General features: G+C 67.4%; 26 protein-coding genes, 1 tRNA gene and 2 pseudogenes. 17 read left to right on the forward strand and 12 right to left on the reverse strand.

Annotated features, from left to right (window positions below):
- Positions 1-17 precede the first annotated feature (17 nt).
- The 5 genes from SSPS47_RS18120 to SSPS47_RS18140 all read right to left on the reverse strand — a co-directional run bounded on the left by SSPS47_RS18120 (position 18) and on the right by SSPS47_RS18140 (position 5,283).
- Positions 18-338 carry a GYD domain-containing protein gene (locus SSPS47_RS18120; RefSeq protein WP_164252003.1) on the reverse strand — a complete coding sequence of 107 codons (321 nt, stop codon included), beginning with the start codon at positions 336-338 and terminating at the stop codon, positions 18-20.
- Positions 339-458: 120 nt separating this feature from the next.
- The gene (locus SSPS47_RS18125) at positions 459-668 is read right to left on the reverse strand and encodes a DUF6243 family protein (protein ID WP_147873433.1); all 210 of its coding nucleotides are present in this window, start codon (positions 666-668) and stop codon (positions 459-461) included.
- Positions 669-1,401: 733 nt separating this feature from the next.
- Positions 1,402-2,211 (reverse strand): SAM-dependent methyltransferase, encoded by an 810-nt coding sequence (locus SSPS47_RS18130; RefSeq protein WP_164252004.1) that lies wholly within the window; start codon positions 2,209-2,211, stop codon positions 1,402-1,404.
- A gap of 206 nt (positions 2,212-2,417) precedes the next feature.
- Positions 2,418-4,070, reverse strand: coding sequence for a SpoIIE family protein phosphatase (locus tag SSPS47_RS18135; RefSeq protein ID WP_164252005.1), 1,653 nt, complete (start codon positions 4,068-4,070; stop codon positions 2,418-2,420).
- Between the two features lie 379 nt (positions 4,071-4,449).
- Positions 4,450-5,283: a PIG-L family deacetylase gene (locus tag SSPS47_RS18140; protein ID WP_164252006.1), complete on the reverse strand. Its 834-nt coding sequence runs from the start codon at positions 5,281-5,283 to the stop codon at positions 4,450-4,452.
- Positions 5,284-5,895: 612 nt separating this feature from the next.
- Here SSPS47_RS18140 and SSPS47_RS35515 point away from each other — a divergent pair.
- From SSPS47_RS35515 to SSPS47_RS18155, 3 genes are all read left to right on the forward strand, one after another.
- Positions 5,896-6,033, forward strand: a complete 138-nt coding sequence (locus SSPS47_RS35515) for a hypothetical protein (protein WP_239064958.1) — start codon at positions 5,896-5,898, stop codon at positions 6,031-6,033.
- A complete protein-coding gene (locus tag SSPS47_RS35520; protein WP_239064959.1) occupies positions 6,030-6,257 on the forward strand; it encodes a hypothetical protein in 228 nt (75 codons plus the stop codon). The genes SSPS47_RS35515 and SSPS47_RS35520 overlap by 4 nt, the downstream gene beginning before the upstream one ends.
- 147 nt (positions 6,258-6,404) lie before the next feature.
- Positions 6,405-7,583 (forward strand): dihydroorotase, encoded by a 1,179-nt coding sequence (locus SSPS47_RS18155; protein ID WP_239064960.1) that lies wholly within the window; start codon positions 6,405-6,407, stop codon positions 7,581-7,583.
- Positions 7,584-7,675: 92 nt separating this feature from the next.
- Here SSPS47_RS18155 and SSPS47_RS18160 read toward each other — a convergent pair whose 3' ends face one another.
- On the reverse strand, positions 7,676-7,921 hold the full coding sequence (locus tag SSPS47_RS18160; RefSeq protein WP_164252007.1) for a hypothetical protein: 246 nt from the start codon (positions 7,919-7,921) through the stop codon (positions 7,676-7,678).
- Between the two features lie 362 nt (positions 7,922-8,283).
- Between SSPS47_RS18160 and SSPS47_RS36250 the strand changes: the two genes are divergently transcribed.
- The 4 genes from SSPS47_RS36250 (at position 8,284) to SSPS47_RS18175 (ending at position 10,174) form a co-directional block, all read left to right on the forward strand.
- On the forward strand, positions 8,284-8,745 hold the full coding sequence (locus SSPS47_RS36250) for a VOC family protein (RefSeq protein WP_343234891.1): 462 nt from the start codon (positions 8,284-8,286) through the stop codon (positions 8,743-8,745).
- 79 nt (positions 8,746-8,824) lie between these two features.
- On the forward strand, positions 8,825-9,124 hold the full coding sequence (locus SSPS47_RS36255; RefSeq protein ID WP_343234926.1) for a hypothetical protein: 300 nt from the start codon (positions 8,825-8,827) through the stop codon (positions 9,122-9,124).
- A gap of 409 nt (positions 9,125-9,533) precedes the next feature.
- Positions 9,534-9,692 carry a hypothetical protein gene (locus SSPS47_RS18170; RefSeq protein WP_164252008.1) on the forward strand — a complete coding sequence of 53 codons (159 nt, stop codon included), beginning with the start codon at positions 9,534-9,536 and terminating at the stop codon, positions 9,690-9,692.
- A gap of 125 nt (positions 9,693-9,817) precedes the next feature.
- On the forward strand, positions 9,818-10,174 hold the full coding sequence (locus tag SSPS47_RS18175; protein WP_239064961.1) for a hypothetical protein: 357 nt from the start codon (positions 9,818-9,820) through the stop codon (positions 10,172-10,174).
- A gap of 103 nt (positions 10,175-10,277) precedes the next feature.
- Here the strand turns inward: SSPS47_RS18175 and SSPS47_RS18180 are convergent.
- A tRNA-Gly gene (locus SSPS47_RS18180) sits at positions 10,278-10,351 on the reverse strand.
- Between the two features lie 432 nt (positions 10,352-10,783).
- On the opposite strand from SSPS47_RS18180, the gene dcd reads away from it, so the two are divergent.
- The 5 genes from dcd to SSPS47_RS18205 all read left to right on the forward strand — a co-directional run bounded on the left by dcd (position 10,784) and on the right by SSPS47_RS18205 (position 14,791).
- Positions 10,784-11,359 (forward strand): dCTP deaminase, encoded by a 576-nt coding sequence (gene dcd, locus SSPS47_RS18185; protein ID WP_147873493.1) that lies wholly within the window; start codon positions 10,784-10,786, stop codon positions 11,357-11,359.
- A 5-nt stretch (positions 11,360-11,364) separates the two neighbouring features.
- Positions 11,365-11,886, forward strand: a complete 522-nt coding sequence (locus SSPS47_RS18190) for a phosphoribosyltransferase (protein ID WP_164252009.1) — start codon at positions 11,365-11,367, stop codon at positions 11,884-11,886.
- A gap of 89 nt (positions 11,887-11,975) precedes the next feature.
- Complete coding sequence (locus SSPS47_RS18195; protein WP_203557751.1) at positions 11,976-12,911, forward strand: transposase family protein; 936 nt, start codon at positions 11,976-11,978, stop codon at positions 12,909-12,911.
- Between the two features lie 630 nt (positions 12,912-13,541).
- Positions 13,542-13,988: a lactococcin 972 family bacteriocin gene (locus tag SSPS47_RS18200; protein WP_164252010.1), complete on the forward strand. Its 447-nt coding sequence runs from the start codon at positions 13,542-13,544 to the stop codon at positions 13,986-13,988.
- A gap of 161 nt (positions 13,989-14,149) precedes the next feature.
- Positions 14,150-14,791 carry a hypothetical protein gene (locus tag SSPS47_RS18205; RefSeq protein ID WP_239064962.1) on the forward strand — a complete coding sequence of 214 codons (642 nt, stop codon included), beginning with the start codon at positions 14,150-14,152 and terminating at the stop codon, positions 14,789-14,791.
- 205 nt (positions 14,792-14,996) lie between these two features.
- On the opposite strand, the gene SSPS47_RS18210 is transcribed toward SSPS47_RS18205, so the two are convergent.
- Positions 14,997-16,334 carry an IS630 family transposase gene (locus SSPS47_RS18210; protein WP_239064963.1) on the reverse strand — a complete coding sequence of 446 codons (1,338 nt, stop codon included), beginning with the start codon at positions 16,332-16,334 and terminating at the stop codon, positions 14,997-14,999.
- A 102-nt stretch (positions 16,335-16,436) separates the two neighbouring features.
- Here SSPS47_RS18210 and SSPS47_RS18215 point away from each other — a divergent pair, with 102 nt between their 5' ends.
- On the forward strand, positions 16,437-16,661 hold the full coding sequence (locus SSPS47_RS18215) for a hypothetical protein (RefSeq protein ID WP_343234892.1): 225 nt from the start codon (positions 16,437-16,439) through the stop codon (positions 16,659-16,661).
- Here SSPS47_RS18215 and SSPS47_RS18220 read toward each other — a convergent pair whose 3' ends face one another.
- Together SSPS47_RS18220 and SSPS47_RS18225 are read right to left on the reverse strand one after the other, a co-directional pair.
- A complete protein-coding gene (locus SSPS47_RS18220; RefSeq protein ID WP_164254683.1) occupies positions 16,662-17,462 on the reverse strand; it encodes an IS3 family transposase in 801 nt (266 codons plus the stop codon).
- A gap of 106 nt (positions 17,463-17,568) precedes the next feature.
- Positions 17,569-17,877 (reverse strand): transposase, encoded by a 309-nt coding sequence (locus tag SSPS47_RS18225; protein WP_164247473.1) that lies wholly within the window; start codon positions 17,875-17,877, stop codon positions 17,569-17,571.
- 70 nt (positions 17,878-17,947) lie between these two features.
- Here SSPS47_RS18225 and SSPS47_RS18230 point away from each other — a divergent pair.
- From SSPS47_RS18230 to SSPS47_RS18240, 3 genes and pseudogenes are all read left to right on the forward strand, one after another.
- Positions 17,948-18,736 (forward strand): annotated as a pseudogene (locus tag SSPS47_RS18230) (cell division protein FtsK); the annotation flags it as partial.
- 47 nt (positions 18,737-18,783) lie between these two features.
- Positions 18,784-19,512 carry a DUF2637 domain-containing protein gene (locus SSPS47_RS18235; protein WP_164252011.1) on the forward strand — a complete coding sequence of 243 codons (729 nt, stop codon included), beginning with the start codon at positions 18,784-18,786 and terminating at the stop codon, positions 19,510-19,512.
- A gap of 140 nt (positions 19,513-19,652) precedes the next feature.
- On the forward strand, positions 19,653-19,880 hold the full coding sequence (locus SSPS47_RS18240) for a hypothetical protein (RefSeq protein WP_203557874.1): 228 nt from the start codon (positions 19,653-19,655) through the stop codon (positions 19,878-19,880).
- Here SSPS47_RS18240 and SSPS47_RS18245 read toward each other — a convergent pair whose 3' ends face one another.
- Together SSPS47_RS18245 and SSPS47_RS18250 are read right to left on the reverse strand one after the other, a co-directional pair.
- The gene (locus SSPS47_RS18245) at positions 19,881-20,798 is read right to left on the reverse strand and encodes an IS3 family transposase (RefSeq protein ID WP_164251339.1); all 918 of its coding nucleotides are present in this window, start codon (positions 20,796-20,798) and stop codon (positions 19,881-19,883) included.
- Positions 20,795-21,103 carry a transposase gene (locus tag SSPS47_RS18250; RefSeq protein WP_164247473.1) on the reverse strand — a complete coding sequence of 103 codons (309 nt, stop codon included), beginning with the start codon at positions 21,101-21,103 and terminating at the stop codon, positions 20,795-20,797. The genes SSPS47_RS18245 and SSPS47_RS18250 overlap by 4 nt, the downstream gene beginning before the upstream one ends.
- A 70-nt stretch (positions 21,104-21,173) precedes the next feature.
- Between SSPS47_RS18250 and SSPS47_RS18255 the strand changes: the two are divergent.
- Positions 21,174-22,454 (forward strand): annotated as a pseudogene (locus SSPS47_RS18255) (replication initiator); the annotation flags it as partial.
- Between the last annotated feature and the right edge of the window lie 72 nt (positions 22,455-22,526).

Genomic DNA, 22,526 nt, shown 5'->3' on the forward strand with positions numbered 1-22,526 from the left:
CATTTGGGCCGGTCGCGCTACGGGCCGGGGGCACGGAAGTTCACCTGCCGGCGCGCCGCCTCGTCGATCTCGTCGATGGTGAGGAGCGGGGTGGCCCGGGTGTGAAGGGCGCCGCTGGCCTTGACGGTGAGAGAGACGGCGGCCATGGAGACGGGGTCGGGGAAATCGATGATGAGCACGATGTCGTCCTCCCCGAAGGCGAAGTACATGGCCTCGACCTTCCCGCCGAGCCCGGTGACGACCTGCTCGACGGCATCGCGCCGCCCACTCGCGCCCTCGCTGAGCAGACCCTTCGTGCCCTCGGTCGTATAAGTGGCTTGGATGAGGAACTTCGGCATAGGGACGCTCCGTGCCCATCGACTGTCCGGTACGCACAATCAACTTCCCGGGCCCCGCCGACCTCACTTGCCGACCGTCCGTATTCACCCGTTAGGAGCCGACCCCGTGGCAGCGGTGCGTCAGCTCTGGGCGGTGTCGTCGCCGGACTGTTCCGCGCCCTCGCCCGCCTTCTCGCGCATCTTGCGCACCAGTTCCGCCTTCCGTTCGGCGGCGCCCTTGCGGTCGAGGTTGCGGTGCGGGCCATTGTTCTGCCGTTCGGCGCGGGACAGCCTCTTGCGCTGGCCGCCGCCCATGCCCACGGGGTTGTTGATGTTCTTGCTCACGGTCATGGGTTCTCCCGGAGTGATGTGAAGGGATCTACGGATCTACTGGTGGGGGACGGGCGTGGCGACATCGAGGGACGTCAGCAGGGGCTCATCACGCTCTCACTCGTAAATCGGCGTCTGGCAGAACATGACAAAGACGTTACCCGGTTCCGCCGGTCCCGCACGCCAGGCCTTTCGCCGCCCCGGCATCGGCCGGGCTGTCGGTGAGCCCGGGTCCGCCCTTTCATTCCGGGGATCTTCGTCCTGCCCCTTAGGCTGATGCCGTTGGCCAGTGCATCAAAGTGGGGGAGCGGGCCGATGAACTCGGTGAACCTGAAGAATCCGGACGCGGAAGCGAAGGGCCGCACGGGGGACATCCGTTTCGGCTGTCCGTCGATCGGTTGCCAACTGGAGAGCGACACGAGCGTGTTCCTCCAGCTGTACGGCAAGCCGGACGGCACCCTCGACGAGTGCCGTCGGCTGCTCAAGCACGGAAAGAACCACCCCCTCCCGCTCGCCGGGGCGGCGAACGGCAGCGAGATCTGCATCAAGGGCCCCTCGGGGGACATCGCTCTGTTCGTGATCTCGACGAAGTCGACCGCGATGCCGGACATCGCCTTTCTCCAGGGCGCCCTGACGATCTGGCGAGGAGCGGCCCAGTTCCCGTCCGCTGTCACGTACACGGCTCGGCCACTCCTTCGCGGGACGCCGGGCGAACCCGCGCCCCGTACGAGGCATCCCCCCGGCGCAGGTCGCTTCAGGGCTTTCTGGCAACCGCCCCGTACATGGCGATGTCGCGGCCGTCGATGCCGGCCTGTTCAGGGCCGGGGTGCCAGGTGTGCACCTGGGTGACTCCTGGTTCCTCCAGTTCCAGTCCCTCGAAGAACGATGTGGCGGTGGGGAGATCGCGTAGCGCCATGGGCATGTTCTGCTGCCTGTACTCCTCCGCCACCCGGTTGACCTCCTCGGGTGCGAAGTCGGCGGTGCCGATGGTCATCGCCAGATAACTGCCGGACGGCAGCGGTTCCAGCAGCCGCTTGATCAGGCGCCGGTCGTCCGGAGGCAGGATGAAGTGCAGGATGCCGATCACCATCAGGCCGACGGGCCGGTTCAGATCGATGAGGTCGCGGAACTCGGGGCTGTCCAGAATGGTGTCGGGGTGGTGCATGTCGGCGTCCACGTACGCGGTGGCCCCTTCGGCCGAGCTCTGCAGCAGGGCGCGGGCGTGGGCGAGGACGACGGGATCGTTGTCGACGTAGACCACATGTGATTCCGGCGCCACCTCCTGCACGACCTCATGCAGGTTGGGCGAGGTCGGCAGACCGGTCCCGACGTCGAGGAACTGCCGAATGCCTCGCTCCTCGGCGAGGAAGCGGCCGGCGCGGTGCATGAATCGGCGGTTTTCCATCATGTGGACGGGCAGGGCGGGCCAGTGCCGGCACATGGCGTCGCCCGCTTCGATGTCGACGGGGTAGTGATCCCTGCCGCCCAGGATGTAGTCGTACACCCGCGCGGAGTGGGCGCGCGAGGTGGCGAGCCCGCTCTGTCGATCGTGCGGAGCGTTCATGTGGCGCCTCTTTCGGTCAAGGACGGCTCACTAACGGTATGAACGTGATGTTCCGGTCGCAAGCGAAACAGCGGCAACGGCGCGAAGGGCGGGAACGGCGCGATGAAGAAGCGTTCGGCAAGCCGGCCGCGAGCCGGCGAAGCGGACCTGCCGCTCCGCGTATCCCCGGAACCGCGGGTAAGGCCCTCCGTACGGCCGACGGGGCATCACCGCTCCCTCCGGGCTTGCAGGGCGATGACGGCGATGTCGTCCCAGCGGTTCTGGACGGGCGGCAGGAGCCCTCGGATCAGCGTCAGCTGCGATGCCCCCTTCCGGACCAGTGCGTCGGTCTGCTCACGCAGGCGCCGCAGACCGTCACCGATGTCCGTGCGCGGCACCTCCACGAGTCCGTCGGTGTAGAGCACCAAGGTGTCGCCCTCCCGGATGACCGCGTGGAGGTCGGTACGGGGGAGGGCCTCGCCGACGCACAGGGGCGGGTCCGGGGCCGCGAGGTCGTGCAGGTAACGCGACGGCGCGTCGGCCGGGATCAGCAGGGGTGGCGGGTGGCCGGCGTTGGACAGAGCGATGTGCCAGGCGTTCTCCGCCTGCCGGTGCAGGACCGCGTGCACCGCCGTGACCATCGACGGGCTGTCGAGCGCCTGCACGATGCGGTCGAGCCGGCTCAGGGTGGCCGCCGGGCTGGCGGCCGGGCCGCTGTCGTAGGCGAGTCCCCTCAGCATGCTGTTGACACGCCCCATCGCGGTGGCCGCGTCCACGTCGTGACCTGCGATGTCGCCGATGGACAGGGCGAGTGAGTCGGCCGAGAGCCGGACGGCGTCGTACCAGTCCCCGCCGACCTCGGCGGCCGAGTCGGCCGGATGGTAGAGCGCCGTGATGACGAGACCTTCGACGGTCGGCGGCGCCGCCAGGAAGGACTGCTGCAGCACGAGGGCCGTGTCGCGGATGCTCTGCAGTTCCATCGTCCGGCGCAGGGGCCCGCTCATCTGCTGGAAGACGTCCTGCAACAGGTACAGGTCGGCCTCGTCCGAGGGCGGGTTGCCCCGGCAGGTCGCTGTGGTCGCCAGCGCGACGGTCCGGTTGTCCACCACGACGGGCAGCAGGGCCACGCTCGTCGCGTCGGCCTCCCTCAGCCACCGGACGGAGATCTTGGAAAGACTGTCTTCGGGCGGCCCTCCGGGCGGGAAGGTCAACAGCTCCGCCTTCTGGCTCTCGATGGCCGCTTGCGCGGCCCGCCCCAGCAGGAAGTCCGCGTCCAACGGGTGGATGGGAGGCAGTCCGGGGGCCAGCCCCACCCGCTCCGCCAACGCCGCGGCCGGTACGCCCTCGGAAGTGCGGAAAGCGGCTTGGGCCTCGCCCCGCACGTGGAAGACGGCGACGGCGTCGGCAAGTTCAGGCACGACCGCTGCCGCAGTGGTCAGAAAGGCCTCGGACAGATTGTGCGCGGCCGGTACCGGTGCCATACGGGCCAGCAGCTTCTCCCGCATACGGGTACGCCAGTGGTCCTCGGCATCGGTGGCGGTACCGACCCACTCCAGTTTCCCGCTCCGGTCCGGGACAGGTGCAGCGATGATCTTGATGTGGCGGAAACGGTCGGGGGCGTTCTCAAGCCGTACTCGTACGATCGTGTCGAGGGAGGACCGCTGCTGATTGGCCTTGCGCCACGCCCTCTGGAACCAGTCCCGGTCCTTCGGATGCACCGCGTCCATCCATGAGCTCTCACCGTCGGGGTGCCACAGCCTCTCCGGCATCCCGCTGTCCATCAGCAGAGTGACGACCCCGTCGGCCGACATCACCCAGACGGACTGCGGTACGGCGCCCAGGAGCGCTTCGTACCGTCTGAGGAGAGATCCTTCATTCACCCCGCCCCCTCCCCCGCTGCGGGGCCGACGACCGCACGGAGCCGCCGAGCTCGACGGCTTCTCCGGCGCGGACCCGCCGGGCAGGACCCGTCACCGGCGCGGCTGCCCCCGTCACCGCCTCCTTGAAGCCCTGTAGGCCCGGCTCCGCACCGAGCACCAGAGGATCGTCGCCTCTCATGCTTCGATCATCCCTCGCATACGGGACAACAGCACGCCCTGACCCTTCGCTCACCTGTCCACGCCTTCGCGGCCGGCCACGGACGGACCACCGCCCTGGTGCCCCGGACCACCGCCCTGGTGCCCCGGACACGCCCGGGGCACCGAGGCGACGGGGGGAGGTCCGAGGCCCATGAACCGGCCCCGGCTCCGGCCGGGCGGATCAGCGCAGTCCGGCGAAGAGGTCGTTCTCGGGTACGGCCGCCCCGGTGGCGTCTTTGACACGTACGAAGGTCTCCGTGCCCATCAACTCGCCGAACCTCTCCTTGCCCATCTTGAGGAAGAAGATGTTCTCGCCCTGACTGGCGTGCGCGGCGAGCGCGTCGAACTTCTGGCCGCTGAAGGCGGTGGTGTCCACCCACGTGGTGATCTCGTCGTCGGGGAGGCCGATCTCGGCCATCGCGGCGGTCTCGGCAGGATCCGGCTCCGGCATGTCCTCCTGGAACTCGCGCATGGTCTCCCCGAACCGCTCCATCATCGAGCGGGGCATCGTCGTCCAGTACACCTTCGGTGTCAGCGCGGTCATCTCCAGCGCCGCCATCGTGATCCGGTGGGCCTGGATGTGGTCGGGGTGGCCGTAGAAGCCGTTCTCGTCGTAGGTGACGACCACATCGGGCCTGTAGTGCCGCATGAGTTCCGCGAGTCTGGCGGCGCTGTCCTCCACGGGGGTCTGCCAGAAGGATCCGGGGGCGTGGTTGCTGGGCCAGCCCTCCATCCCGGAGTCGGCGTAGTCCAGCATCTCCAGATCGCTGATCTTCAGGACGTCACAGCTCGACTTGAGTTCCTGGCGGCGCATCGCGGCGACGGCCGCCGGATCGTGACCGGGATCGCCCGGCTTGACGCCCCCCGGCCCGTCACCGCAGCCGCCGTCGGTACACGTCACGAGAACGGTGCGGATGCCTTCCGCCGCGTACCGCGCGAGGACCCCTCCGGTTCCGGAGGCCTCGTCGTCGGGGTGAGCGTGCACTGCCATGAGCGTCAAAGGCCGGTCATTCATGAGAAACAGTCCTCCTGCGGAATTACGTCTTGGTCCGAGTACGCGGCGTACGTACCGCGATGCCGAGGCCCGGATCATGGTGGGCCGACGACCATAGGGTCTCGGTGTCCCCCCGTCCGTACGGCGTTGGCCCCTCTGTCCATGCAACCGTGCCGGCCGGACCGGCTGTTCCCGACGCGGCGGCCCGGCCTTCCGGACATCGGCGTTTCGACGCCGATGAGGTGCCTGCGCGCTCGGCGTAGGCCAGGGGCCAAAATAGGGGGCTCGATGCGAACGGCGGGGGACGGGAACTCCATGACCCTCTCGGCGCCGGGCGCGTCGGGGCCTGGTCGGCGTCCGCCGTGCGAACGGGACTGTGGGGCCCGAAACTTGCTCGCCGAACGTCGCCGAACGTCGCCGAACGTCGCCGAACGTCGCCGAACGTCGCCGAACGTCGCCGGAGGTCGGCGAACGTCGGCGGAGGTCGGCGGAGGTCGGCGAGAACGTCGGCGTCGCGTGTGTTCGCGGCCGGCGGTGGTGTCGGACCTACCCGGCCGGTTCGGGTGAGGGGCGGAAGCGGCCGGGGGAGACGGTGCCCGCGTAACCCTGTTCCATCGAGAGTGCGCGGGCGGCGTGGGCGCGGACGTCTACCGCGCGGCCGGTGTGAAAAGACTGCACGAGGTCACCGACGACACCGGCAGCAGCGACCTGACCCGGCTCCGGGACACGCTGACGGGGAACCCGACCAGGCCCCTCCACAGCAGATCATGACGTGCGGTTCGGAGCGGCTGGCCCGGCTCTGCGAGGAGCTCGGCCGACGCTGGGCGGCGGACGTCCAGGTATCGCTGGAAGCCCACATGGCCTGCGGCCTCGGGTACTGCCACGGCTGCGCGACCGGGACCAGAAGCGGTCCCGAGGAGTCCCCGCTGATCTGCGCGGACGGACCGGTCTTCCGCCTCATGGACCCGGATGCGCACGTGGGCGCGGACCGGTGAACGGCTCCCCGGGGACGATGATCCTGCGGGGCGTCCGGCCTCTTGGTGGCGCGCCCCGGGACGTGACCGTACGGGGCAGTCGGATCGCCGCCGTTACGGCCCCCGGGAACGGGGACGCACGAGTGCCGCGGACGCGACGACAGCCGAATGCGACGGTCTGATCATGCTGCCGGCCTTGGTGGACCTCCAACCCACCTGCGTGAGCCCGGTGACACCGCCTCGGAGACCATCGCGAGCGGCACGAGGGCGGCAGCGCACGGCGGATACTCCGACGTGCTCGCCATGGCCAACTGCGTGCCGGTGACCGACACCCCGGAGCGGGTACGGCACATCATCGAGCGGGCGGCACGAACCGCGTCCTGCCGGGTACACCCGGCGGGGGCCGTCACCAGCGGGCTCGCCGGCCGCGACCTCGCACCCCTGGACGGCATGGCCGCGGCCGGCGCCCTGATGTTCTCCGACGACGGGGTATGTGTCGACGACCCCGGGCTCCTGCTGCGGGCGCTGGAGGCGGCCCGCCGCACGGGAACCCTCGTCGCCCAGCACGCGCAGTGCCCGCGTCTCGTGGAGCGGGGCCAGGTCAACGCCGGCGCGGCGGCGCGGGCCACCGGTCTGCCGCCCTGGCCGGCGACGGGCGAGGAGACGATCGTCGCCCGGGACGTGGTACTCGCCGGGGCCACCGGCGGACGCCTGCACATCTGTCACGTCTCCACGGCGGGCACCGTCGAAATCGTCAGATGGGCCAAGTCGCGAGGCTGGCCGATAACAGCCGAAGTGACCCCGCACCACCTGCTGCTGACCGATCTCATGACGCGCGACACCGACCCTCTGCACAAGGTGACTCCGCCCCTGCGCGGCGCCGAGGACGTGGCGGCGCTGCGCGCGGCCCTGCGCGACGGAACCATCGACGCCGTCGCCACCGACCACGCCCCGCACACCGCGTCGAGCAAGGACAACCACTGGTGCGAGGCGCCCTTCGGCATGCTGGGCCTGGAGACCGCGCTCCCGGTGGTCGCGGAGGCGCTGGGCGCCGGGAGCGAACCCGACTGGGGCCTTCTGGCCACGGTGATGTCGACGCGCCCCGCCCGTATCGCGGGGCTCGCCGACGTGGCGGGCCGTCCGCTGCGCGCGGGGGAGCCCGCGACGTTCACCCTGGTGGACCCCCGGGCCGACTGGCGGGTGGACCGGACCGAGTCGGTCAGCGCGTCGGACAACACCCCGTTCCACGGCATGACGTTCCGCCACCGCGTCGTCGCGACCATGGTCGAGGGTCGCGTCACCGCCGACATCGACGGCAGGCTGACCTCCCCCGCGCGGGTGCCGTAGCCGTGTTCACCGACGGCCGGAAGGTCGTGGACGCCCCGAAGCCGCGCGCCGCGCGGGCTTCCTCCTCTCAGGCATCCTGGGAGATCAACTCGTCACGAACTCTCGGTGAAGCGGACGGACCAGGCGTAGCCGCTCAAGCCCTCGTGCGGCACCCGGCGGACCTCTCTGACCTGACAACCGTCGTGGGCATACTTACGGGCGAACCGGTCGAGGCGCTGTGCGTCGGTGAGTTCCTCCATGGAGAGCGGTGCTCCGACGACGAGGTCCTCGTGAAGGACCGAGTCCTGCGCGGCACCTTCCGAGCAGGTCAAGCAGTGATGCGCTTTGGGTAGGGCCATGGGACCAGTGTCCTCCGCAAAGGCCGCCACGCTGTACGCAGCCGCACCGCGTACCCCCTCGGGGCGAACTGCGGGCGGTGGTTCAGGCCGTCGTAGGGACTTCGTACGTGTCGACGGTGCGAGAGGTCCGAAGAGGTCTGGACAACGAGCAAGGCCCAAGTCGCTGACTTGGGCCTTCGTCGTGGGCCACGTGCCCCTGACAGTGATCGCAGGTCGATTCGGAGCGAGAGGTCAGCTCCGTCGGAATATATCGTTTCACTTCTACCTCGGTCGTTTCTTTCGTCCAATCCGTTGACCCGCTTTCTGAACAGCGCCTAGCCTCCGAGCACCCGAATGAAACCTTTCATCCACTGGGGCTGCCCATGTCCAGACACCCGACGCGCAGAACTGCCCTGCAGCTGGGGGCCGCCGCGTCCGCCGCTGTCGTGTTCACCGGACCCCGGGCGTCCGCCGCCGCGCAGGGCAGAGGCAAGGGCGCGCCCCCTGCGCCCACCGGCCTGCTGACCGACCTGCTGCCGCAGGCTCTGGGTACCACCGCCGGACAACGGCCCCGGTTCAGCTGGCAGGTCCCCGACCTCGGCCCCCGTACCCGCCAGCGCGCCTACCAGCTGGAGGTCGCCACCACCCCGGCCGGGTTCAAGAACCACCGACTGGTCTGGAGCAGCGGGCCGGTCCGAGGGCTCAATCACGCGGTGCTGTGGGTGCGCGACGCGGACGCCAGCACCCGTTTCTACACGGAAACCCTCGGACTCCGGGTGGTCGTCGAATCCGGAGAGGCCCCTCGGAAGGCGATTTTTTCTCCGGGCACCGGAATCCGACAATGACCACGATCTCGGCCTGTTCGGCATCGGCGCACAGGCCGAAGAGACGAGGGCCGGTCGGGGCGAGACCGGCCTTTACCATATTGCCTGGGAGGTCCCGACACTTGGCGACCTGCGCATCGTCGCCGAGCGGTTGTCCAAACGCGGAGCCCTGGTCGGCGCCACCGATCACGGCACCACCAAGGGCGTCTACGCCAAAGACCCGGACGGCCTGGAGTTCGAGGTCTGCTGGGTGCTACCCGCGCACCTCGTCGACGACGAGGCCCGCGCTCGGCGCGGCGAACTAGACATCGATGCCGAGATCGTCCGCTACGGCGCCACCACACAAGGCGCCTGTGCCCGTGCTGCCCCCCGCACGCCCATCCCACCCGGGTTCGCCTGACGGGCTGCCCCGGAGTCCTGCTCCACCGGAGCCGGGACGGAGGAGAAGGGGGGTGGGCGCCCCGGACAGCCGCAGGGTCGGGGGCTGTCCGGCTGTCCACCCGCGGGTATGTCCGTTCGTCTGCTCGGTGTCTGCCCGCAGCCGCTGATCACCACTCCGCCGGAATCGCCCGTCGCATCGGCAGCCCTGCTGACTGCGGGCCGACGCCCTCCTTGACTCCCCCGATCTCGAAGGCGTCCTCCCCTCCCGACACTTCGACGCCGCCTGGGCCGGCCACCCGAGCAGGGCGCCTTGGCGTAAAATCTTCGACCGCCACAGCAGCGGCGATCGGCTGCGGCCGAGGCCAGGTGAGCCGAAGCCCGAGTGCGACGCGGACACCACGACGCTGACGGGCCGATGTCAGGTGAAGGTGGCCGAGCTGCAGGCGAACCTGCTGCGGCTTGACGCCGCGGGCTGTCGCACGTTGATCAGGTGGGAGAACGACCGCCGGCGGTTCGGTCTGACGCTCGGCGAACTCGCCACTGCCAGCGCCTACGAGCCCCTGGCTCGGGTTCAGTTGCTGTCCTGATCTGGCACCGCCGGCTCGGGGTGGACCTGATGGTGCCGCTGGTGGACAGCTCATGGGTGCGCAGCCCAGGGAACGATGACACGAAGTCGGCAACCGGTCGGCGCTTCCTCGTGCTACCCGGCTTCATGGAGCGCGACCTGAAGCGACACCTCGCCTGGTACGCGGAGAAGGACCCGAACGGGTCGCTCTTCGTGGGGGAGAAGGGTGCCCCGTTCCGGCGGTCCGGCTTCGGGCGGAAGTGGCGCAGGGCGCGCACGAAGGTGGGGTTGCCCGACAACTTCCGCTTCTACGATCTCCGCCACACCGGGCACACCCTGTCGACACAGTCCGGCGCGACGCTGAAGGACACGATGGTGCGGGCCGGGCAGTCGTCGGAGAAGGCGGCCCTCATCCATCAGCACTCCACCGGGAACGTCAGATGGAGGCCGCCGAGGGATCGACGCTCGCGTACGCACGGAGCGGGAGAAGGCCAAGAAACCTGACACTGGCCCGGACGATCAGGAATCGGGCACGGCACGGGCACGAGACGCCTAGAGAGGTCTAGACAACAAAGGAGGCCCAAGTCGCTGACTTGGGCCTCCTTCATGGAGCGGGTGACGAGAATCGAACTCGCGCTCTGAGCTTGGGAAGCTCATGTTCTACCATTAAACTACACCCGCCTGGAGCGCCGATGATCATCCGCGCTTCCGTGGACACTCTACCTTATTGTCGACTCCGCGTGCTCGATGGCGCTGTCGGTCGCGGGAGTTGGGGCGTAGCGTCCAGGGTCGGAGTGCCGCTTCCGTCGGTGGTTCGTTGATCCCCTAATGTGTGGGTTCGTCCGCGTTTTGGGGAAGGGACCTGATGGATTTGATGGAGCGCACCGTCGTCCGCTGTGCCGAAGGGCATGTGTTCAGTACTACGTCGTTTCCGATGCAGCAGCTTGACAACGGGCGGCTCGGGCCCGGGCGGCTCATTCGGTGTCCGCGTTGTGCGCGGTTGCGGCATGCCGTACCCGTGGAGGTCGGGCGGCGCTGACGCGGGTGGTCGGTAGGGGCGCGCGGGGTTGCCCGAGTTGGGGTGGGCCCGCGCGTTCTGCGTATCCTCGGGGCGTGCTTCTCTCAGACAAGGACATCCGGGCCGAGATCGATTCCGGGCGCGTACGTATCGACCCTTACGACGAATCGATGGTGCAGCCGTCGAGCATCGACGTGCGGCTCGACCGGTTCTTCCGTGTGTTCGAGAACCACCGTTATCCGCACATCGACCCCGCCGTCGAGCAGGTCGACCTGACGCGGACCGTGGAGCCGGCCGGGGACGAGGCGTTCATCCTGCACCCCGGTGAGTTCGTGCTCGCCTCGTCGTTCGAGGTCATCTCGCTGCCCGACGACATCGCCTCCCGGCTGGAGGGGAAATCGAGTCTCGGCCGTCTGGGGCTCGTCACGCACTCGACCGCCGGTTTCATCGACCCCGGCTTCTCCGGGCACGTGACCCTGGAGCTGTCGAATCTCGCGACCCTGCCCATCAAGCTCTGGCCCGGCATGAAGATCGGGCAGCTGTGTCTGTTCCGGCTCAGCTCGCCGGCGGAGTTCCCGTACGGCTCAGAGCGCTACGGGTCGCGTTACCAGGGGCAGCGCGGACCCACCGCCTCCCGCTCGTTCCTCAACTTCCACCGGACACAGGTGTGAAGGACGTGGACGACATACGGGAGAACCTCACATACGAGCGCTTCGGCGTCGCCGTGCGGGAGCTGGCGCAGGCCGTCGCTGACGACGGGTACGAGCCGGACGTCGTCCTGAGCATCGCGCGCGGCGGGGTGTTCGTCGCCGGCGGGCTCGCCTACGCCCTCGGCTGCAAGAACATCCACCTGGTGAACGTGGAGTTCTATACGGGAGTCGGCACGACTCTCGCGATGCCGGTCATGCTGGCACCGGTACCGAACGTGGTGGACTTCTCCAACAAGAAGATCCTGATCTCGGACGACGTCGCCGACACCGGGCGCACCCTCAAGCTCGTTTACGACTTCTGTCTCGATCACGTCGCCGAGGTCCGCAGCGCGGTCATCTACGAGAAGACGCACTCGCTGGTGAAGTGCGAGTACGTCTGGCAGCGCACCGACGAGTGGATCAACTTCCCCTGGTCTGCTTTGCCTCCATGCAGCAAGTCTGACACATCGGTTGCCCTGCCGGGCGACATGAGGGAAAAGCGCTCCTGAACTGCACTTCAGCCTCTCGTGGTGGGGCTAACGAGCTCGTGCATGGTTGGCGGTGAGACGCCGAGTCCTTGATCGTTGATCATGGTTGCGTGGTGGGGAACTCGGCTCGTGCACTGGTCATCAGCAACCGGCGGATCACGGGCCTGACGGCCGATGTGATCGCTGAACTCGTCGCCGAAGTGGGTCCGTTGTGGCACGAGCGCCACCAGGCCAGGCTTGCCTCCCGGCCGCGCAAGCGGGCCATGGGCGCCGGCGCGAAGCACCGGCTGGTGTTTGTCGACCGGCTGCTGGCCACTCTCGTCCATCTCCGTCACGGGACTACCCACGACGTGCTGGCCTGCTGGTTTGGCGTGGACCGCTCCACCATCACCCGGGCCATCAACGAGGTGCGGCCCCTGCTCGCCGAGCGAGGGTGCACCATCAGCCCCGACGTACGGCTGCGGACTCTGGCCGAAGTCGTCGACCATCTCGGCGCGACAGGGAAGACCGGCATCATCGACGGCACCGAGATCCGGGTCCGGCGGCCGGCCCAAGGACGCAAGGACCGGGACAAGTTCATCTCCGGCAAGAACAAGCAGAACGCCGTCAAATCCATGGTGGTCACGGACGGCGAAGGACGCATGCTGTGGTGCAGCCCGACCAAGCCCGGGAGTTGCGCGGACATCACCCACGCACGCCAGTTGGGGCTGGTGGAGCTCCTGGCCGGTGGGCCTGCGGTCGAGATCCTCGCCGATGCCGGCTACCAGGGGCTCGGCGCACAGACCGGCGGACGCGTGGTGACGCCACCGCACCGCAAGTTCAAGAAGAACGCCCCGGACTGGTACGAGGATATGTACGAGCGCCAGCGCAAGGCGCACTCCTCACGCCGTATCCGGGTCGAGCACGGCATCGCACATCTCAAGAACTGGCGGGCACTCGCACGCCACCTCGGCCGCCGCGAGCACATGAGCGACACGGTCCAGGCCATCGCCGGCCTGCTGTCTCATCAGCAGGGCGCAGACCTGACATCGGCACGGCAGATGTGACCCCCGGGCCCCACCGAAGTCCTCGGCGTCTCACCGCCAACCATGCACGAGCTCGTTAGCTAGTGCCCACACGTGATGTGGAAGCCAGAGCATGTGATCGACAGCCTCTGTACGTCATCGTTGCCGTCAACTGGGGCATGGAGTAGACGATGGCGTGACTCGATCCGGCGGGCCGTTGATCAGCTGATCGAAGCTCGCTGAACGGTTAGCGCTGCCCCACGGAACGGGCTAAACCGCCCATGTCACCACTGGGTGAACGAACCCGAAGCAGGTCGCTGCGAGGCCGGACCATCATGACCCCGACAGCAGCCCCTCCTCGTTACGCCTACGTGCGCCTCCAAGAGCCACGCTGCCTCTCGTGCAGATGGTGACTCTACGTGCCTAATTAGCCACTGGAAGTGTGTGGCTGGGGGCGTAACGCCAGCGTCAAGGTTGCCAACATGAAGGCAATTCAAGTGGATTATGCATCCAAAAAGGACACTCCCGGGTCGGAAGATTTAAAAACTGATCAACCCAAAATCGGGCGAAGCGATTTCAGGTCGACCTCTTTGGTGCGCCTCGCCTTTGGGTGCAGACCTGCGCTGGATGTATGCGCAGCCCCAACGTGGGGGAATGATTCGAGGAGTTTTCGTGAAGATCTCTGGCAGATCCGTAGTTTTCACCCTTGCGAGTGCGGTCCTGGCTGTCGGCGCTCTCGCCGCCCCGGCCGCCGCGGAGGATTCTCCGATCAGCAGGATCGTTGTGCACACCGCCGGGGACGGCTCTCAGCCGCCTGCGGAACTTGGCAACCCCAAGGAGTGGGGTGTGGTCACGCTCGCACTTGACGACTTGGCTGGCGAATTTACGCCCAAGACCATCATCGAAGTCGGTGGCGGAACTTGGAGCTACGGCTGGGAAGCCAGGAACGATCAAAAGTACTGCTACTCGAACTACTACCACAGGACCGTGGACCACGGCTCAACTGTGAAGATCGCCAACGGCACGGTAAAGGCCGTGGCGTTCGCCGGCCAGACTTCCAATGCCAACCGTTCGGCTGGCTTTGCCTACACGTGTGAGACCTACTACGCTAAGTACTAGTCTTGATCTTTCCGGCGCTTTGGGAGTGTGTTATAGGTGCGGCGTCAGGGTGGCCGGGGGGAAAGCTAGTGCGATCGGGGCTCTGCGACTGTGTACGTAGAGCCCCGATTGGCGAAATGCTTGGCCTTGGTCATGGACCACAGAAGCGGGATATTTTAATCGTGTACTTTCTGCGTATCCGTGTCATGCCTATCGTGATTGTCTTTACAGTCGGCGTGGTTTTGGGTGTGATGGGCCCGCTCATGGGCAAATTTGACAACCCGGTCTGCCATGCTGCTGCGCTCGTCTTCTCTGGTGGGTGGGCGTGGGCCTGCTTCGCCTTTCTGGTGGGTTTTTCGCGCCGGTCCAAGATTGAGTCGGCGCTGCTGGCTTCCTCGGCATTGGCTGTAGCCGTGGTCGTGTACTACGTTTTCAAGTCTATGTTTCCGGCTTCCCCTATCGGTCTGGTCGTCTCCTCTGGAGCGGGAGACGGGCTTGGTTCTAAGATCCTTGTCTGGGGAATAGCAGCCTTCGTCTTTGGGGCCCCTGTGGGGCTATTTGGGAACATTGCGCGAACGCGTGGTATCGGAGGACTCCCGTTTCGACTACTCATCCCGTTGACTGCATTTATCGAGACCTCTGCGCGGTTGGATGCGGAGGCTCCATCGCAAGGTGATGTTGTCGAGTTCACCTGGAACGCGATTCGAATTGCAGCGGGTGCCGCTTTCTTGGCTGTACTGCTGCACGAATTGATAACTTGGCGTGCTGAGCGCGTGGCGCCAGGAGAAGAACGAGCGGATAACCAGGCTGTCATAGGAAATTAAGTATCTTCTCCCTGCGGCTCGGCTCATAGGTATAGCCGTGATCGGTTTAGCTTTGCCACGGGCAAGCCCGATATTGCGATAGAGTGCAGGTGTGCAGTGTGATCGGAAATTCGAAACCCCACTCGGACGGCGTCCGAGTGGGGCGTTTTGCTATCTGCGCATGCGTCTAGTGTGATGCGCCAGAAATGATGAGACTAAGTCTGTTTCAGGTTTCAGTGGCCGGCGGGTTGATTTTGGCGAGGTAGCCGGCGAGGGAGTTGAGGATCTCGTCGGCGGTCTTGGTCCAGGTGAAGGGCCTGGGATTCTCGTTCCATCCGTCGATCCAGGCCCTGATGTCTTGCTCCAGGGCCTTCAGGGAGGTGTGCACCCCGCGGCGGATGAGCTTGTCCGTCAGCAGGCCGAACCACCGCTCGACCTGGTTCATCCAGGAGGAGCCGGTGGGGGTGAAGTGGACGTGGAAACGGGGGTGCTTGCCCAGCCAGGTCTTGATCTCGGCGGTGTTGTGGGTGGCGTAGTTGTCGCAGACCAGGTGCACGTCGAGGCCGGCCGGCACGGCTTTGTCGATCGTGACCAGGAACTTCTTGAACTCGATCGCCCGATGGCGGCGGTGCAGTTGCGATATGACGCTGCCGTCGGCGATGTTGAAGGCCGCGAACAGGCTGGTGATGCCGTGCCGGTAGTAGTCGTGGGTACGCCGCTCGGGCATGCCCGGCATCATCGGCAGTACAGGCTGCGAGCGGTCCAGCGCCTGGATCTGGCTCTTCTCATCCACGCACAGCACCACCGCCCTCTCGGGCGGATGGTGGTAGAGGCCGACGACATCGACAACCTTGGCGACGAACTGCGGGTCGGTGGAGAGCTTGAAGGCGTCCTGGAGATGGGGCTTGAGGTCGAACTTCTTCCAGATCCGCCCGACGGTGGACCGCGACAGCCCGGAGTGCTTCGCCATCGAAGCCCGCGACCAGTGGGTGTCTTTGCCCGGGGTGGACTCCAGCGTCGCCGTGAGCACGTCCTCGACCTGGTCCAGCAGGATCGAGGGCGGCCTGCCGGGACGCGGCTCATCGGTCAGCCCGTCCAGCCGCAACCGGATGAACCTCGACCGCCAGCGATTCACCGTTCCTTGCGATACACCGAGTTCGGCGGCGATCTCCTTGTTCGTCCCGCCGTTCGCGCACCGCAGCACGATCCTCGCCCGCAGCGCCAGGAACTGCGCGGTCTTCGCCCGCCGCGCCCAGCGCGTCAGCTCGGCACGCTCGGCCTCGGAGAGCACCAGTTCCGGCTTGCGCCGGCCCGGCCGCGGCTTGTCCACCAGCCCCGCCACCCGCCGGGCCACGAACCGCGAGCGCCACTTGCGCACCGTCTCCGCAGACACCCCGAAGTCCGCTGCTACACCGGTATTTGACGCTCCCTCCGCACACGCCAGAATGATCCGGGCCCGCTCCGCCGCACGGGCCGACACGGCACCACCCGCCCAACGCGCCAGCTCTGCCCGCTCCTCGGCAGACAGCACGACTTCCACAGCACGAGGACCCCGAGACGCCATAAAAACAGCCTACAGACTTAGTCTCATCATTTCTGGCGCATCACAGTAGCGGACGCATGGCGGTGTACGCGGGTGTCGGTCCTTCCCGATGGACCCGGCCACGTGCTCATTCGGGGGGTGCGGCTCGATCCGCTGATCACGCCGACCCGGCGGGTGCCTACCGGGCGGGCGCCTGCCCGGCTGGCGGCCTGGGACCTGGGGGTGGACGAGTACGGACAGAGCGTGGACGTGAGCCTGTCCCAGGTGCCCGGTGTGACCGTGGCCGGCCTGCCCGGCTTCGGCAAAACCAGCCTGATTGAGGTTCCCCCGTTGCTCGGGAGGTGCTGATCAGCTGGTCAGGGAGGGTTGACGGGGTTTCAGGTTCGCTCTTTTGGTCGTTGCCTGCTCGGCGTAGTGCTTCTCCTCGAACTCGATCGGGCTGAGGTAGCCGAGCCGCTTCTGGATGCGCCGGCTGTTATAGAAGCCGTCGAAGTACTCGAAGAGTGCGAGGTTGGCTTCGGCCCTGGTGGTGAAGACGCGGCCGCGGACGCACTCGGTCTTCGTCAGCATCCACAGATTCTCCGCGAGGGCGTTGTCGTAACTGTCGCCGGCCGAGCCCATCGACGCGTCAATTCCTGCCCTCATCAGGCGTGTTGTCAGCTTGATGGACGTATATTGGCAGCCGTGGTCGGCGTGGTGGATGAGCTTGCCGGGCTCGACCTCGCGGGAGGCGGGCGCGTACTCCAGGCTGGACAGGACCAGGTCGGCGTCCGCGCGGGCGGAGGTTTCCCAGGCCACGGCCCGGCGGGAGAATGCGTCGCGGATCGCGGACAGCCACAGCGGTCCCTCGGCGGTCGGGATCATCGTCAGATCGGTGACCCACAGACGGTTCGGCCCCTGGGCGGTGAAGTCCCGGCTGACGAGGTCCGGGCGAGCGCGGCTTGGGATCCCGGCGCGTGAAACCGCCCGGCGCGGGCTGAGACCCGCCAGATCGGCCTCGCGCATCAACCGCTCGACGCGTTTGCGGCCTACGTGACGCCCTCGCGTTTCAGTATGGCGTGCACCCGTGGCGACCCGTAGATGCCACCGACCGGTATGGATCGCCTTGATCTTCTTTGAGAGTCGACGTCGCGGCGCCGCCGCTCGCAGGGCTCTTTCTCAGCGCGGCGCCAGCGGTAGTAGGTGGACGAGGCGATGGAAAGCTCCCGGAGTACGCACTCGACTCCCAGGTGTGGATGCTCGTCGAGGAGCGCGGTCACCTGGGCCGGGTCGGGTCGAGTTGCGCCGCGAAAAACGCCGAGGCCGTCCGCAGCACGTCGTTCGCCCGCTTGAGCTGGGCGTTCTCCTTCCGCAGTGCCACCAGCTCGGCGTGTTCGTCGGTAGTCAGCCGGTCATCCCGCTCGCCGGCATCGGCCTCGGCCTGCCGGATCCAGCCCCGCAGGGCCTCGGGGTGGACGCCAAGGTCGACGGCCAGCTTCTTGATCTGCGGCTTCGGATCCGACGCGCGGTACATCCGCACCGCACGCTCACGCAACTCCAGTGAGTACTTTCTGGGGGCAGCCATGGACGATGTTCCTCTCATGAGAACCATCTGACCCTCTGTCATCGACTTCCGCATCTCGGGGGAACCTCAGATCAACGGGCTCGTCTGTGACTGGGCGCCTTCGCCCGCGATGCAATTCGTCGCCTTCGACGGGAAGGTGTCCGCCGCGTACCAGGGCGACTACGCGGACCTGGTCAAGCGCGTGTTCGCCTTCGTCGGTGACGACCTGGAAGACGCCAACGCCCTGTTCCAACGGCTGGTCAATCTGCGCGAGACCCGCCACACGGCCGTCAAAGCCCGACTCGGGGTGACCGATATGTGGGCGGTCGGCCCGTCCGCGGCGTGGCCGCTCGTCGTGGTGATCATCGATGAGGCACACACCTACTTCCGTGACCACCGGGGCAGCGACCCCAAAACGAAGAAGCTCGCGGCGCTGGCGGCGGAGAACGCCCGGCTCGTTGAGGACCTGGTGAAGAAGGGCCGCTCGGTGGGCATCCTGACCGTCCTCGCCACACAGAAGTCCACGGGCGATGCCATCCCCACCTTCATCCGTGACGTCTGTCCGGTCGGCCTGTCGTTCGCGCAGAAGACAGCAGAGGCAGCGGTGGCCGCGCTGGGCGAAGACATCCGCAATTGGGACGACGCCAATCCGATCAACCTCCAGGACCCCGCCTATGTCGGCGTCGCGTCCATGAGCCACCAGTCCCGCCCCGGCTTCGCCCGCATCCGCACCCCGTACGTGACCGATGCCGACTCGGCCCGCATCGCCGAGGCAACCGCCCACCTCACCCAAGATCCGATGGAACTCCTGCGTGCGCACGGCGGGCTGACCCTGTCCAAGGCCGTCGACCATCCCGGAGACAGGCCCAAGGCGGCCTGAGCCGAACTCGCCCGCACACAGGCAGACTTGAAAGGAGGTGAAACCCTGTGGTTGAGGACCGGATCACTCAGCGCGTCGTTACCGTGGTCATGGTCGTCATCGCCGCCCTGGCGTTCGTCTTCTCCTTCGGCAACGTCTGGTCACTGGCCCTGCGTCTCGGCGTCCCCACCCCGATTGCACCACTGATCGCGCCCATGGTGGACCTGTCGGTGGTCGGGCTCCTGGTCGCGTTGCGCTACCTCTCCCTGCGCGGCGTCCCCGCCGAACAGATGCGCTCCGCCACCCGCCTCATGCACGTCTCCGGACTGCTGACGCTGGCTCTCAACATCGCCGAACCCCTCGCCCTCGGACACTACGGCCGCGCCGCCGTGGACGCGGTCGCACCCCTGCTGCTCCTCGGCTGGGGCACGGTCGGCCCGCAACTCCTGCGCCACTTCCACGCCGTCGCGCACCCCTCGGAGCCCGCCCCCGTCCCACCAACGACGCGCGGTGCACTGCCTGTTGGTGAGGCCGAACACCGTGCACACGAACCGAGGACCGAGAGCACCGGTGCCGTGGCACCCGCCATCCCCTCACCGGTCGCCGTACCGGCGCCTGCCACGGTCCCGGCCGTGCCAGCGGTGAAGGTGCCCGAACCCCTGCTGGCCGAAGCACGCTCCATCGCCGCCACGCACCTGGCCGAACACGGTGAATCCATCACCGCCGTCCAGCTCAAACGGCGACTCGGCACCGGCCTGCCCATGGCCACCGCACTCCACACGGCCCTGACAGCCTGACCTCTCCGCCGGCCTCCCGGCACACCACCCAACCCCCGGCCCACCAGGGCTCAGTCCGTCATGCCGCCGGGCAGCGAACGGCCCCACCCGCCGCTGCCCGGCGGCCCCTTACACCTGCGCCAGAAGGGATATCCCGCACCATGACCCGCCCCCCGGACCTGCGCCACGTGATCAGCCCCTCCGTCCGGGACCTGATCGAGCTGGCCCACCTCGCAGGCTTCGACCGCGTCACCGAACAGGTCCGCAACCTGCGCGGCTGCACCCGCCCCATCAACCTCGTCGGCTGGACCACCACCACCGATCCCACCACCCAAAGCGTCCTTCGCTTCTACTCCACTGAGGTTCCCCCGTTGCTCGGGAGGTGCTGATCAGCTGGTCAGGGAGGGTTGACGGGGTTTCAGGTTCGCTCTTTTGGTCGTTGCCTGCTCGGCGTAGTGCTTCTCCTCGAACTCGATCGGGCTGAGGTAGCCGAGCCGCCTCTGGATGCGCCGGCTGTTATAGAAGCCGTCGAAGTACTCGAAGAGTGCGAGGTTGGCTTCGGCCCTGGTGGTGAAGACGCGGCCGCGGACGCACTCGGTCTTCGTCAGCATCCACAGATTCTCCGCGAGGGCGTTGTCGTAACTGTCGCCGACCGAGCCCATCGACGCGTCAATTCCTGCCCTCATCAAGCGTGTTGTCAGCTTGATGGACGTATATTGGCAGCCGTGGTCGGCGTGGTGGATGAGCTTGCCGGGCTCGACCTCGCGGGAGGCGAGCGCGTACTCCAGGCTGGACAGGACCAGGTCGGCGTCCGCGCGGGCGGAGGTTTCCCAGGCCACGACCCGGCGGGAGAATGCGTCGCGGATCGCGGACAGCCACAGCGGTCCCTCGGCGGTCGGGATCATCGTCAGATCGGTGACCCACAGACGGTTCGGCCCCTGGGCGGTGAAGTCCCGGTTGACGAGGTCCGGGGCGAGCGCGGCCTTGGGATCCCGGCGCGTGAAACCGCTCCGGCGCGGGCTGAGACCCGCCAGATCGGCCTCGCGCATCAACCGCTCGACGCGTTTGCGGCCTACGTGGACGCCCTCGCGTTTCAGTATGGCGTGCACCCGTGGCGACCCGTAGATGCCACCGGACCCGGTATGGATCGCCTTGATCTTCTCGGTGAGCTCGACGTCGCGGCGCCGCCGCTCGCAGGGCTCTTTCTCAGCGCGGCGCCAGCGGTAGTAGGTGGAGGAGGCGATGGAAAGCTCCCGGAGTACGCACTCGACTCCCAGGTGTGGATGCTCGTCGAGGAGCGCGGTCACCTGGGCCGGGTCGGGTCGAGTTGCGCCGCGAAAAACGCCGAGGCCGTCCGCAGCACGTCGTTCGCCCGCTTGAGCTGGGCGTTCTCCTTCCGCAGTGCCACCAGCTCGGCGTGTTCGTCGGTAGTCAGCCGGTCATCCCGCTCGCCGGCATCGGCCTCGGCCTGCCGGATCCAGCCCCGCAGGGCCTCGGGGTGGACGCCAAGGTCGACGGCCAGCTTCTTGATCTGCGGCTTCGGATCCGACGCGCGGTACATCCGCACCGCACGCTCACGCAACTCCAGTGAGTACTTTCTGGGGGCAGCCATGGACGATGTTCCTCTCATGAGAACCATCTGACCCTCTGTCATCGACTTCCGCATCTCGGGGGAACCTCACACCGACAACGAACCCACGGGGCGACTGCTGACCGCGTGTGGCAACCGCCGCTCCTCACGCTGCCCGGCCTGCTCCCGCCTCTACGCCGCCGACACCTACCACCTGATCAAAGCCGGGCTCTCCGGCGGCAAGACCGTGCCCGACACCGTCCGCACCCACCCCCGCGCCTTCGTCACCCTCACCGCCCCCTCCTTCGGCCCCGTCCACAACCAGCCCACCACCCAAGCGGGAAGTCCCCGCCGCTGCCGCTGCGGCACCCACCACACCGAAGACGACCCCACCGTGGGTACTCCGCTTCACCCCGCGACGTATGACTACACCGGCGCCGTGCTGTGGAACGCGCACGCCGGAGCCCTCTGGGCACGCTTCACCACCTACCTCCGCCGCACCCTCGCCGCCGAACTCGGCATGACACAGAAGGCGTTGGGGGCCGCGCTGCGCGTGTCCTTCGCCAAAGTCGCCGAATACCAGACACGCGGCCTCGTCCACTTCCACGCCGTAATCCGCTTCGACGGACCCGAAGGACACACCAGCCCACCCCCCGCCTGGGCCACCCCCGACGCACTCATCAGCGCCGTTCACGACGCTGCGAAGCGTTCCGTCCTCACCGTGGAATCCGATGCGATCGGGGAGCGCGCGATCGAGTGGGGGAAACAGGTCGACGTCCAGGAGATCACCGCGCTCGGTGACGGCGAACTCACTGATCACAAGGTCGCGGCATACATCGCCAAGTACTCGACCAAGAGCGCTGACAGCACGGGCACCGTCGATCGCACGCTGATCTGCCTCCCCTGCGCCGGACGGGGCTATCAACGCGGCCCCGACGGGTACCGCGATCTGTGCACCGACTGCGACGGCACCGGACAGGCCGAACCCCTGCGTGACCTGCGTGTGCAGCGGCACGTACGCCAGATGATCCGCACCGCCTGGGACCTCGGCCACCTGCCGGAATTCGCCGACCTCAAGCTCTGGAAATGGGCCCACATGCTCGGATTCCGCGGCCACTTCTCCACCAAATCCCGCACCTACTCCACCACCCTCGGCGCACTGCGCGACGTACGCCGCACCTGGCGCACCGCCCAAGCCGAGCAAGCACGCGCCCGCGCCGGCCTCCCCACCCCCGACGAGGCCACCACCCTCGTCACCGACTCCTCATGGGCTTACCTCGCCTCCGGCTACCGCCCCGGCGAAGAACTCCTCGCCGTCCAGGCCCGCCACGACACCGCCCAGACACACGAGCAAGCCCAACGCGCCAAGACAGAGGGAGAGGTCTGGCAGTGACCACCGCGATAGCACCACCCGTGGAGCGGCTGGGCCGTAAAGCCTCCGCCGTGGCACGGGATCACCGAACGG

Source organism: Streptomyces sp. S4.7 (assembly GCF_010384365.1).
Taxonomy (GTDB): Bacteria; Actinomycetota; Actinomycetes; order Streptomycetales; family Streptomycetaceae; genus Streptomyces.